This is a genomic window from Clostridium paraputrificum AGR2156 (assembly GCF_000424025.1).
Classification (GTDB): domain Bacteria; phylum Bacillota; class Clostridia; order Clostridiales; family Clostridiaceae; genus Clostridium; species Clostridium paraputrificum.
On the sequence record NZ_KE384122.1, the window covers coordinates 396,017 to 408,706 of the forward strand.

Consider the following 12,690-nt stretch of genomic DNA (forward strand, 5'->3'; position numbering starts at 1 on the left):
ACTAATGATATTTTTTTAAAAATATAAAAATACTGGATATTATAAAAACTTATAAGAAATAATATTTACAGGTAATAAATAAAGGATTTAAGAGATAAATATAGAATGATATATAGGAGGTGATTTTATATGGACATAAGGGAAAAAATCGAGACTTTTGAAAGGTTGACATTTATTGAAAAAGCAACTTTTTCTGATAAGTCCTTGGGTCGTGAAAAAGATGAGAGTGAGGATGTTGTTAGAACTTGTTTTATGGTGGATCGTGATAGAATTATTCATTGTAAATCATTTAGACGTTTGAAGCATAAGACTCAAGTTTATATAAAAACCTTCGGAGATCATTATAGAACAAGATTGACCCATACATTAGAGGTTGCTCAGATTGCTAGAACTATAGGGGCTGGAATTAGATTGAATGAAACCTTAATAGAAGCAATTGCATTAGGGCATGATTTAGGGCACGTAGCATTTGCCCATAATGGGGAAGAAGTTTTAAATGAGTTTTTGCCAAATGGATTTAGACACAATGAACAAAGTGTAAGAGTAGTAACAAAGTTAGAGAATGAAGGTAAGGGGTTAAACCTTACTAAAGAGGTTATAGATGGTATACTGCATCATAGTGGCTTAAGAAGTGCATCTGATGATAAAGGAGCATCAACCTTAGAGGGAAGAGTTGTTCAGGTAAGTGATAAGATAGCATATATAAATCATGACATAGATGACTCTATAAGAGCAGGTTTGTTGTCGGAAAATGATATTCCAAAAGAATTACTTAATACCCTTGGTAAAACTCATTCTGAAAGAATTGAAACATTGGTGTTAGATTTTATTAATACATCAAATAAGAATTTGGAAAAAGGAGTTAACTCAGTTGGGTTAAGTAAAGAAATTGAAGAAGCTATGAGAGAGCTTAGGGCATTTATGTTTAAGAATATATATTTATCTGAGGAACTTAAAGAAGAACGAAATAAGGCGAAGTTTATACTAAATGAATTAATAAATCATTATATGGAACATATAGAAGAAATGCCGGAGATGTATAGAAATATTGCAGAATGTGAGGGAGCTAAAAGAGGGGTGGCAGATTATATTGCTGGGATGAGTGATGATTATTGTCTTAGTCAGTTTAATAAAATATTTGTCCCTAAACTGGTAATATATTAAAGCTAAGTATATTTTTTAAGATTTAAGGAAAGATAAGTAAGTCAAAAAGTTAGAAAATAATTTTAAAATCAGAAGGAATAGTAAGCAATGTGTCGAATAATATATAAATTGTTGAAAAAAATTTTGTAAGGAGGGGGAAAGCTTCCTTGCGTATATCAGAGGAATTAATTGAAAGAATCAGACAAGAAAATGACATAGTAGATATAGTTTCAGAAACCGTTAGGTTAAAGAGGTCAGGACGTAATTATATGGGGCTTTGCCCATTTCACAATGACCATTCTCCATCTTTCTCGGTTTCGCAAGATAAGCAGATATATAAATGCTTTTCATGTGGAGAGGCAGGAAATGTTTTTACTTTTGTCATGAAACAAAAAAATTTAAACTTTTTAGAAGCAGCAAAGTATTTGGCCGAAAAGGCAAATATACCTTTAGATTTAGGGGATGGAGAACCTAGTAAGATAACAAAAAAGAAGGAAGTGCTTTACAAAGCAAATATTGAAGCAGGGAGATTCTTTTTTAAAAACTTATCTCAAGATAAGAAAGCAAAAGAATATTTCTTAAATAGGGGAATAAAAGAATCCACTATAAGAAAATTTGGATTAGGGTATTCTAAAGATAGCTGGAATAGCTTGATTTATCATTTAAGGAAAATGGGCTTAAAAGAAGATGCTTTGCAAGAAGCAGGATTAGTTCTTAAAAGCGAAAAGAAAGGTACCTTTTATGATAGGTTTAGAAATAGAGTTATGTTCCCAGTCTTTGATATAAAAGGAAGGGTAATTGGCTTTGGTGGTAGAGTGTTAGATGATTCTAAACCAAAGTATTTAAACTCACCAGAAACTTTAGTTTTCCAAAAGGGTACTAATCTGTATGGATTAAATTTTGCTATTAAAGAAAAGATGGAGGATAGATACTTCATCATAGTAGAAGGGTATATGGATTGTATTTCACTACATCAATATGGAATTACTAACGTAGTTGCATCACTTGGAACAGCATTGACTACTAATCAGGCAAGGTTGTTAAAGAGATATGCAGACAAAGTAATTATTTCATATGATGCTGATGTTGCAGGTCAAACAGCAACACTTAGAGGGTTAGAAATTTTAAGAAATGCAGGATTTGATGTTAGAGTACTTACAATACCACAGGGTAAGGATCCTGATGAATTTATTAGATCAAATGGGAAAGAGGCTTTTTTAAAATTGATTAATTCTGCAACACCATTAATAGGCTATCGTCTAAAAAGGGCAGAAGAGGGAATTGATTTTAAAAATGAACAATCTTTAATTAAATATGGGGAGAGAGTTACAGAAATACTAGCAGATTTGAATCCAGTTGAAAAGGATGTTTATATAAAAAAGATATCCGAGGACACTGGATTGAAGGAACAATCTCTTTATGATTTGCTATCTATGGCACAAAACAGAAAAGAAGAGCCTTTTATGAATAAAAAGGAAGAAATTGGAACAAAATTATATGTAGAGCCTGCTTATTTAAAAGCTGAAAGAAGTCTTATAAAACTTATGTTTAAGGAAGGTTATTATGAAGAAATTGTAAAACAAATTTCTAGTGATGATTTTAATTTAGGGGCTCATAAAAAAATCTTCTCTTTAATTTCTAAAGGGAAAGAAGAAGGTGCTGAAAATATATTAGCATATGTAGAAAGTGGTTGTGATGATGTGGAATCATCCAAAGAGTTCGTGAAAATTAAAGAACTTAGGGTATTAGAAGCTAGTGATGAGAGAAAGCTAATTAGAGATTATATAAATAGGATAAAAACATTTAAATTAACTTCAAAAATTGAATGTTTAAAAAAGGAGCAAAAAGACTTGGAACAAAAGGGAAAGATTGAAGAATCAATAAAACTCGCAATAGAGCTCAACAAATTAAATGAGGAGCTTAAGAGGGAGAAAGGGGTTATTGGTCATGGCGAAAGGAGGTAAGAAAGAAATGGCAGAGGAAACTAAAGCAAAAAGCAAAAAGACTGGTAATGATAAGAAAGATAGAAATGACAAGATGGCCATTGTTAAGAATTTAATAGAAAAAGGTAAGAAGAATGGTTCATTAACTTATAAAGAAATTATGGATGACATAGAGAACATAGATTTAGGACCAGAACAAATAGAAAAGATTTATGAGGTTCTTGAATCTATGGGGATAGAAGTAATAGGTGATATTAATGGTGTTGAAGAGGTTGAAGAAGAAGTAGATCTTTCAATACCAGAAGGTATTGCTATTGATGACCCTGTTAGAATGTACTTAAAAGAAATAGGTAAGGTGCCATTATTATCTTCAGAAGAAGAAATAGAACTTGCTTTAAGAATTGAACAAGGGGATCAATATGCTAAGAAGAAGCTAGCTGAAGCTAACTTAAGACTTGTTGTAAGTATAGCTAAGAGATATGTTGGTAGAGGTATGTTATTCCTAGATCTTATTCAAGAAGGTAACTTAGGACTTATTAAAGCCGTTGAAAAGTTTGATTATAGAAAAGGGTTCAAATTCTCTACATATGCTACATGGTGGATAAGACAGGCGATTACAAGAGCTATAGCAGACCAAGCAAGAACAATTAGAATACCAGTTCATATGGTTGAAACTATAAATAAGCTTATAAGAGTACAAAGACAATTACTTCAAGAGTTAGGAAGAGATCCATTCCCAGAAGAGATTTCAAAGGTTATGGATTTACCAGTTGAAAAGGTAAGAGAAATTCAAAAAATAGCACAAGAGCCAGTTTCTTTAGAAACTCCAATCGGTGAAGAAGAAGATAGCCATTTAGGTGATTTCATTCCTGATGATGAAGCTCCAGCACCAGCAGAAGCTGCAGCATTTACTATGCTAAAAGAACAATTAATAAATGTTCTAGATACTTTAACTCCAAGAGAAGAAAAAGTATTAAGACTAAGATTTGGTCTTGATGATGGTAGAGCAAGAACTCTTGAAGAAGTAGGTAAAGAGTTCAATGTAACAAGAGAAAGAATAAGACAGATAGAAGCTAAAGCTTTAAGAAAGCTTAGACACCCATCAAGAAGTAAAAAGCTTAAGGATTATTTAGATTAATATATACTAAAAAACATCTGTTGAAAAACAGATGTTTTTTAGTACCTAGGGTAAAATATACTTATATGCTATTAGAAAGAGGTTTAACATGGACATTAGTAAAAGATTAGAGTTTATAGCAAATCATATAGATAAATGTGAAAGTATTATAGATGTTGGTACAGATCATGGATATATTCCAATATATGCAGTGAAAAAAGGGCTTTGTAATAAGGCTATAGCATCTGATATAAATAAGGATCCTGTTAAAAAAGCACAATTAAATGTGGCTCTAGAAGGGTTGTCGAAAAAAATAGATGTTAGGCTAGGAGGAGGCTTACAAACAGTTGATATAAAAGAAGTAGAAGGTGTTGTAATTGCAGGTATGGGAGGAAACCTAATTAGAGATATACTAGAGCATGATAAAAGAAAGTTACCTTTCTATAAATTTTTAATATTACAACCAGCTCAAAATCCAGAAGTTCTTAGAGAATACTTGTATAATAACGGATATGAGATTTTAGAAGAAGATTTATGTTTTGATGAGGGAATTTACTATGAACTATTTAAAGTAAGGAAAAATAGTAAGGAAAATATGAAGTTAGACCCTATATATTATGAGTTTTCACCTGTACTATTAAAAGATAAGCACCCTTTAATGATAGGGTATTTAAAAGAAAAAGAAGAAAAATATAATAGAATAGTAAGCTTTATAAAAGAAGATAGTGAAAGTGCAATAAGAAGAAAAAAAGAAGTCCAAGATAAATTAAATGAAATAAAAAGATTTATTGAAGAGGTGAAATAAATGACCATAACAGTAAAAGATATATCAAGAGAAATGGAGAAGTTAGCACCAATATTCTTAAAAGAAGACTTTGATAATGTAGGACTTATGGTTGGATCTAAAGATAAGGAAGTTAAAAAAGTCCTATTAGCGTTAGATTGTACTAAAGATGTTATTGAAGAGGGAAAAAGGGAAGGGGTAGACCTTATTATAACTCATCATCCACTAATATTTAGAAAACCAAGCAGAATTGTAAATGATGATCTTCAAGGATGGAAGATAATAGAACTTATAAAGAACGATATATCTTTATATTCAAGTCATACTAATTTAGATTCTACTAAGGATGGTATAAATGAAGAAATTGTTAAGGTATTAGGTTTTTCTCAGGGGAAACTTATTGAGTCCTCAAAGGTTAGAGGATTTGAAGAATGTGGATTAGGTAGGGTTGTTTACTTAGATAGTGAAATAGAATTAAACAATCTTATAAATATAGTTAAAGAGAAGCTTGGGATAAGCAGTTTAAGAGTTGTAGTAGGAAAAGAAAATGTGAAAAATATAGCTATAATAAATGGAAGTGGTCAAGACTTTTTTGGAAAAGCTATAGGAATGGGAGCAGATTGTATAATAACTGGTGATACGTCATATCATTTTGCTTCTGATTATAAAGAAATGGGAGTGTCAATTATAGACCCAGGACATTTTCCTACAGAATGGATAGTGTTTTTAAAGGTGATGAAAAAGATAGAAGAGAGATTTAGTACTATTGAATTCATTCACTCTAAGTGCAGTAAAGACCCTTATGAATATGTATAAAATAAGTATTTTTTTGAGTTATAAACATATATAAATAGTAGAACTCATCAATTTTGAGGAGGAACTATTATTAGTACACAAAAAGATTTTAAAAAGGCTTTTAAAAATATTAGGGAAAATTTTCAAAGTGGAATGAATAGAAGTTCTAGAGGATGGAGAAGCTGGCCAATATTTTATTTTTGTAGCCCTTTTAAGTTTATTATATTATGTGGACTTTTGGCTACATTACTTCTTTGTGGAGTTGGATTATATGGTCTAATTGTAATAATTCTTTTAGTTCTATTATTTATATTTGTTCCATAATTGTAAAAAGGTTCAACTTGTAAAAGTATAAGGAGTATGATATTATAGTCTTTGCGAGTGAGACATGCAATCGCTGCTAGTCTTTGAACTAGGAGAGGAAAGTCGGGGCTCCGTAGGGCAGGGTGCTGGATAACGTCCAGTCAAGGTGACTTGAAGGAAAGTGCAACAGAGATATACCGCCTATTTTTATAGGTAAGGGTGGAAAGGCGAGGTAAGAGCTCACCAGCGTGGTGGAGACATCACGGCTATGTAAACCCCACCTGGAGCAAGACCGAATAGAGAGGCATTTAAGGGGTTGCCCGTCCCGCCTCTGGGTGTGTCGCTTGAGTTTACTGGCAACAGTAAGCCTAGATAGATGATTGCTTAAGACAGAACCCCGCTTATGGCTTATCTCGCAAAAAAAAGAGATTTCAAGGGTTTGAAGGGAAGAAATTAAATTTTTCACTTGCAGTTTCCCTTATTATATTTATAAGCTTTGTAATAGAGGTGTAATCTTATTGGTTACATCTCTATTTCTTTTTTAGTAATATGGATTGACTGAAATAATGAATTTTATAGTGTTTCTAGTATTAATTGAAGTAAGTGGGTTTTAGTTGATATGCTTTAAGATATTGTTTGTATTTATTGTTTTTTCTTTTTTGTTAAAGAAGTGTTAAAGAAATATGAATAATATTGACCTGATTTAATATTTATATAATAATATTTTATAAAAATTAAAAAATAAAGAAATTTCGTTTGTATTGGGATAATAATTAATACTTTTATTAAATTTGGGAGGGTTAAATGAGAAACAACAGAAAAACAAGTGAAGCACAAAGGAATGCAGATAAAAGATGGAGAGAAAAAAATAGAGAGCATGCAAATTATTTGAAAAATAGAACTAGTGCAAGGTGCTTTATAAGGAATAAAGCTACACTAGAAGATATAGAAGAGTTAAAAGAGTTACTTAGAGTAAGAGCTGAAGTGTTAAGTAAAGAAAATAATCTATTATGTTAAAGGCTAGGATATAGTTAGTATTCTAGTCTTTATTTTTGTAGCAATAGAAAAAACTTTAATCTACAATGATATATACTAGGTTAACCTCTATTACTTTTTTATCCTATATTAATGAAAATGTATACATAATATGATATAATAATTAAATAATTATACTTTTAATTAATGAGGTGGGGGAATGGTTAAATTAGTTAGAAAATTTGTTACAGATATTAGGTTAAGTAAACTTAATGCAGTAAAATATAGTGGTATTGTAGCCTTCTTAATTTTTGCTACTTCAGTTACTTATAAAAATTTAATGGGGACTTCAGTAAAAGATGCAATAATAACATCTGGTATTAGTGCAGCAATATTATTTGTAGCTCTTTATTTTATGTGTTTTGCAATTGTAAAGCAAATGGATAAAAAGGATGCAAGGATTGAAGCTGAAAAGCAAAGGGAATTAGAAGAGAGAAGAAGAAGGCTTGAAGAAAGAAGTGGGAAAAAAGTTAATAATAAGAAGAAAAAGAAAAATAGACAAGCTTATAATGAATAGTAAAAATGGTGAGGGATAAAATTTATCCTTCACCATTAATTTTTTATGTATAGATCAGTTATATTTTCTGTGACTTGGAGCTTGTAACGGAACAACCTTTTTAGTTAAAAATAGCTGTTACCCATTCGTTGCTTTGATGCTTTTCTATCATATTAAATCCATTACACTCTACCATAGATTTGATGTTATCAAAGCTCCATTCAACTAGGCCGGAAACAAGAAGGGTTCCATTGTCCTTTAAATGAGCTTTAATAAAGTTCATAAACATATGAGTTTCTTCTCCACCAATGTTTATATATATCCAGTCAAATTCTCCTTCAATGTTAACCTCATTAGAAAGAGCATCTCCAACAAAAACCTTTATATTATTTAAGCCGTTTAAAGAAGCGTTTAGTTCCACTTCATCCTTTACATCTCTAATATCTAAAGCAACTACTTCACTAGCTCCTTTAATTGCTGTTGCAATGGATAGTATACCAGATCCAGTTCCTATATCTAATACTTTTTTATTAGAAAAGTCTTTGGATAGAATTACTCTAAGAAGATCTTGAGTAGTTTCATGTAGACCAGTACCAAAAGCTCCTTGAGAAATAAAATTTATTTTGTTTTTACCTTCTATTTCTTCATCAGGAGAAGCAAGAACCCAGTTCTCATCTATATTTATAGCAGGTAAAGAAAAATCATTATAATTATAGTTTTCTTCATATACATTAATAGGTGTTTCATTAATCAAATGAGAAACCTTGTCTTTAAAACCTTCTAAGTCTTCCTCTTCTCCATCAAAGGCAACTTTTAATGTAGTTAATTCATCTTCTTTTTCTATATATCCATATCCATTTTCATCAGTAGTTATTTCTAATGGACTTTCATAAAATGCGTTATAGATTTCATTTATTTGTAGTATTTCGATCTTTTCATCTACTTTATTTAAAGGCATATTATAACAAATAATAAACATAGAAAATCTCCTCTCTTTTAAGCTAATATCATCTTATTACAAGAAATGAATTATGTAAAGTGTGAGAGAATATGATAAAATTATTATTAGGATTTAAGGAGGGATAGTCGTGAAAAAAATAGTTGTTTTAGATGGAATCACTTTAGGAAATGTTGATTTTGATAAGTTAAAAGAATTTGGTGAATTAGTATACTTTGATAAAACAAATGCTGATGAAGTAGTTGATAGAGTAAAGGATGCAGCAATAGTACTAACTAATAAAGTTGTATTAAATAGAGAAAATTTAAAAGATGCAAGTAAATTAGAATTAATTTGTGAAATGGCTACAGGATTTAATAATATTGATATAGAGTATGCTAAGGAGAGAAATATTGCAGTGACTAATGTTGCAGGATATTCTACACCAACTGTAGCTCAGCATACATTTGCAACATTATTGCATTTATATGACAAGATTTCTTATTATGATAATTTTGTTAAGAGTGGAGCGTATTCATCATCAGGCTTATTTACTAATTTAGATAAGCCTTACAATGATATAGAAGGTAAGAGATGGGGAATAGTAGGGTTAGGAGCTATAGGAAGAAAGGTAGCTCATATTGCAGATGCCTTTGGTTGTGAAGTGGTATACTATTCAACATCAGGAAAAAATAACAGTTCAGATTATAGAAGAGTAGAACTAGATGAGTTATTAAAAGAATGTGATATTATATCAATTCATGCTCCTTTAAATGAGAATACTCAAAGCTTATTTAATTATAAAAATATAAGCAAAATGAAAAAGGATGCTGTACTGATTAATATGGGAAGAGGACCTATAGTTGTTGATGAAGATTTAGCTAAAGCTATTGATGAAGAACTTATAGCTGGTGCTGCCTTGGATGTATTTATGGTAGAACCTATGCCAGCAGATAACCCATTTTTAAAGGTTAAAAATAAAGATAGATTAGTGTTAACTCCACATATTGCATGGGCTAGTATTGAAGCTAGAGAAAGATTATTTAAGGATTTAATAGAGAATATACATGCTTTTTATAGAGGAGAAGCTAGAAATAGAATAGTTTAAAAAATAAGCCTAGGGTTACTAGGCTTATTTTAATACATATTCTTCAATTGCTTTAATTACTCCATAATTTCTATTGCTTTTTGCTATATAGTTACCGTATTGTTTCATATCTTCATTTGCATTTTCCATAACAAAACTAAATTTAGCCTTACCAAGCATTTCTATATCATTGTAGAAGTCGCCAAAAACCATAGTTTCCTCATAAGAAATATTTTCATCATTTTGAATTTTTTCTAAGGCAGCTCCTTTATTAACATTCTTATTCATAATATCAAGCCATATTTCACCGGCAACCACAACCATAAATTCATCTCCAAATAGAGGATTTAAAACTTTATTGGAATTATTAGATGCTCCTGAGAGGTCGCATAGTGTAATTTTAAAAATATCATCATCAATAGAATATAAGTCTTCTACTACATACTTCTTTATATAGTATTTATCAATCTCTTTTAAGAAATCATCACTACATGGTTTATGATATGCACCTTTTGTACCACATAAAATTAACTCTATGTTTTCTATATCTTCACAAGCTTTTATAATAGCTGTTACAAAGTCTTTCTTTATAATATCTATGCAAGACTTACCTTTATCTTCAACTACATAAGCACCATTGTCACAAATATAATAAATGTGATCTGAATAAGGCTTGAAGTTTTCGTATAAAGTAGGGTAAGGTCTTCCACTAGCTACTACAAATTTAACGTTTTTATTATTTAGTTTTTCTAATACTTCAAAAAAGTTCGATGGTAGCTTCCCATGTTCATCTAATAGTGTTCCATCCATATCTGTTGCAATTAACTTTATCATATAGTCCACCCTTTTCGTTGAATAATTTTCATTAGTATTTCATAAGTTATTATACCATAGTAAAAGAGTTGGAAAAATAAATACACTAACAAGAAACAAATGGAAATATTGACATATAATCAATAATATAGTAATATTACAAATAAGTTAATAATTAGAAAAACGTTGATTGAGAGTAGTAGAAAGAAAAGATTCTTTTTAGAGAGCGAGTGCTTTGCTGGGAAACTCGTAGGAATAACTTTTGAACTTGCTCATGAGTTGTAAGGTTTAATTTAAATCTTATCGGTATATCTACCGTTATTTTAAGTAAGTATAATTTTGGATGGTACCGCGTAAATCGCTCCAATAAGGAGTAATTTACGCGGTTTTAATATTATATGAGAGGTGAAATTGGATGGGGTTAATAGTTTAGTAGAGAAAATAATTATTGTGATTTTAAAGCTTAAAGGGGTAATTGAATCGCTGTGATTTTATATAGGTTTTATAAAAGCAATAAGTATTAATAAAGGGGGCTTAAAACATGTTAAATGTAAATAAATATAAGAGATTTAAAACTATTAATTTTAAGGAAAGAACTTGGCCAAATAAAGAGGTTACAAAGGCACCTATATGGTGTTCTGTAGATTTAAGAGATGGTAATCAGGCTTTGATAAGTCCTATGACAGTAGATGAGAAGGTTGAAATGTTTAACCTTTTAACTAAATTGGGGTTTAAGGAAATTGAAATAGGTTTTCCTTCTGCATCACAAATAGAATTTGATTTCTTAAGAACACTTGTTAATAATAATTTAATTCCAGATGACGTTGTTGTACAAGTATTAACACAAGCAAGACCTCACTTAATTAAAAGAACTTTTGAAGCCTTAGAAGGGGTGAAAAAGGCTGTTGTTCATATTTATAATTCAACTTCTATACTTCAAAGAGATGTCGTCTTTAATATGAGTAAAGAGGAGATAAAAAATATAGCTGTAGAAGGAACAAAGTTAGTAAAAGAATATGTTAAAGAGTTTAATGGGGAAGTGATTCTAGAATATTCTCCAGAGAGTTTTACAGGAACAGAGGTAGAATATGCATTAGAGGTTTGTGAAGCTGTTTGTGATGTATGGGAAGCATCAAAAGATAAAAAAGTTATAATTAATTTACCATCTACAGTTGAAATGGATACTCCAAATGTTTTTGCAGATCAAATAGAGTGGATGTGTACTCATTTTAAAGATAGGGAACGTGTGATAGTAAGTGTACATCCTCATAATGATAGGGGGACTGGTGTAGCAGCTGCTGAATTAGCTTTACTAGCAGGGGCTGATAGGGTTGAAGGTACTCTGTTTGGTAATGGAGAAAGAACAGGTAACGTTGATATAGTTAATATTGCTCTTAACATGTATTCTCAAGGGGTGGATCCTAAGCTAGAATTAAATAATATTCAAGAAGTTATAGATGTATATGAAAGATGTTGCAAAATACCAGTTCATATAAGGCATCCCTATGCAGGAGAACTAGTTTTCACGGCTTTCTCAGGATCTCATCAAGATGCTATAAATAAAGGGATGGCAAAGTATAGGGAAAGAGAAGGTCAATATTGGGAGGTGCCTTATCTTCCAATTGATCCAAGTGATTTAGGAAGAGAATATGAAGCTTTAGTAAGGATTAATAGTCAATCTGGTAAGGGCGGAATAGCATTTGTTATGGATAGATACTTTGGGTATAAGATGCCAAAGAAGATGCATAAAGAATTTGCTGATGTAATTCAAAAAATATCAGAAGAAAGAGGAGAAGTGGCTCCACAAGTAATAATGCAAAAATTTGAAGAGGAATACTTAAATAGAGAGGAGCCTTTCAAATTAATTAAATGTTCTGTGTCGGAAGAGGATTCTAATTCTAATGTAACTGTTAGGTTCTTATATAAGGGTGTAGAAAAAGAGTTTACTTCTGTTGGAAATGGACCAATAGATTCATTGAAAAAAGCCTTAATTAAATCTGAATTAATAAACACAAGTATTTTAGATTATGCAGAGCATTCAATGGGAGAAGGGTCAGAAGCAAAGGCTGCTGCTTATGTAAATATGAAGAGAATTGATAATGGAGAAGAAACCTTTGGTGTTGGTGTAGATTCTAATATTACAACTGCTTCAATGAAAGCTGTATTCAGTGCTATAAATAGACTTTATAAGTAATAAATAAAACGCTACTTTTTAAGTAGCGTTTATTTATTAATGC

Annotated in this window: 11 protein-coding genes, 1 other RNA gene and 1 other annotated feature; of the genes, 10 read left to right on the forward strand and 2 right to left on the reverse strand. The window is 30.7% G+C overall.

Annotated features, from left to right (window positions below):
* Positions 1–129: 129 nt before the first annotated feature.
* The 8 genes from G594_RS0116715 to G594_RS0116750 all read left to right on the forward strand — a co-directional run bounded on the left by G594_RS0116715 (position 130) and on the right by G594_RS0116750 (position 7,637).
* Complete coding sequence (locus tag G594_RS0116715; RefSeq protein WP_027099594.1) at positions 130–1,164, forward strand: deoxyguanosinetriphosphate triphosphohydrolase; 1,035 nt, start codon at positions 130–132, stop codon at positions 1,162–1,164.
* A 146-nt stretch (positions 1,165–1,310) separates the two neighbouring features.
* Positions 1,311–3,107 (forward strand): DNA primase, encoded by a 1,797-nt coding sequence (gene dnaG / locus G594_RS0116720; RefSeq protein ID WP_027099595.1) that lies wholly within the window; start codon positions 1,311–1,313, stop codon positions 3,105–3,107.
* Positions 3,091–4,224, forward strand: coding sequence for an RNA polymerase sigma factor RpoD (rpoD, locus tag G594_RS0116725; RefSeq protein ID WP_027099596.1), 1,134 nt, complete (start codon positions 3,091–3,093; stop codon positions 4,222–4,224). Before dnaG ends, rpoD begins: the two co-directional genes overlap by 17 nt.
* A gap of 88 nt (positions 4,225–4,312) precedes the next feature.
* Positions 4,313–5,008, forward strand: a complete 696-nt coding sequence (locus G594_RS0116730) for a tRNA (adenine(22)-N(1))-methyltransferase (protein ID WP_027099597.1) — start codon at positions 4,313–4,315, stop codon at positions 5,006–5,008.
* The gene (locus G594_RS0116735) at positions 5,009–5,803 is read left to right on the forward strand and encodes a Nif3-like dinuclear metal center hexameric protein (RefSeq protein WP_027099598.1); all 795 of its coding nucleotides are present in this window, start codon (positions 5,009–5,011) and stop codon (positions 5,801–5,803) included.
* A 357-nt stretch (positions 5,804–6,160) separates the two neighbouring features.
* Positions 6,161–6,505: RNase P RNA component class A (rnpB, locus tag G594_RS19805), an RNA gene on the forward strand.
* A 384-nt stretch (positions 6,506–6,889) separates the two neighbouring features.
* On the forward strand, positions 6,890–7,102 hold the full coding sequence (locus G594_RS0116745) for a hypothetical protein (RefSeq protein ID WP_027099600.1): 213 nt from the start codon (positions 6,890–6,892) through the stop codon (positions 7,100–7,102).
* Between the two features lie 178 nt (positions 7,103–7,280).
* Complete coding sequence (locus tag G594_RS0116750) at positions 7,281–7,637, forward strand: hypothetical protein (protein ID WP_027099601.1); 357 nt, start codon at positions 7,281–7,283, stop codon at positions 7,635–7,637.
* A 100-nt stretch (positions 7,638–7,737) separates the two neighbouring features.
* Here the strand turns inward: G594_RS0116750 and G594_RS0116755 are convergent, their stop codons facing one another.
* Entirely contained in the window at positions 7,738–8,595 is an 858-nt protein-coding gene (locus G594_RS0116755; protein WP_027099602.1) for a 50S ribosomal protein L11 methyltransferase, read from the reverse strand.
* A gap of 109 nt (positions 8,596–8,704) precedes the next feature.
* On the opposite strand from G594_RS0116755, the gene G594_RS0116760 reads away from it, so the two are divergent.
* Complete coding sequence (locus tag G594_RS0116760; RefSeq protein WP_027099603.1) at positions 8,705–9,661, forward strand: D-2-hydroxyacid dehydrogenase; 957 nt, start codon at positions 8,705–8,707, stop codon at positions 9,659–9,661.
* A gap of 24 nt (positions 9,662–9,685) precedes the next feature.
* Here G594_RS0116760 and G594_RS0116765 read toward each other — a convergent pair whose 3' ends face one another.
* Positions 9,686–10,474 (reverse strand): HAD family hydrolase, encoded by a 789-nt coding sequence (locus G594_RS0116765; RefSeq protein WP_027099604.1) that lies wholly within the window; start codon positions 10,472–10,474, stop codon positions 9,686–9,688.
* 156 nt (positions 10,475–10,630) lie between these two features.
* Positions 10,631–10,822, forward strand: a binding site (T-box leader).
* Between the two features lie 172 nt (positions 10,823–10,994).
* Here G594_RS0116765 and leuA point away from each other — a divergent pair.
* Complete coding sequence (gene leuA / locus G594_RS0116770) at positions 10,995–12,647, forward strand: 2-isopropylmalate synthase (RefSeq protein WP_027099605.1); 1,653 nt, start codon at positions 10,995–10,997, stop codon at positions 12,645–12,647.
* Positions 12,648–12,690 lie beyond the last annotated feature (43 nt).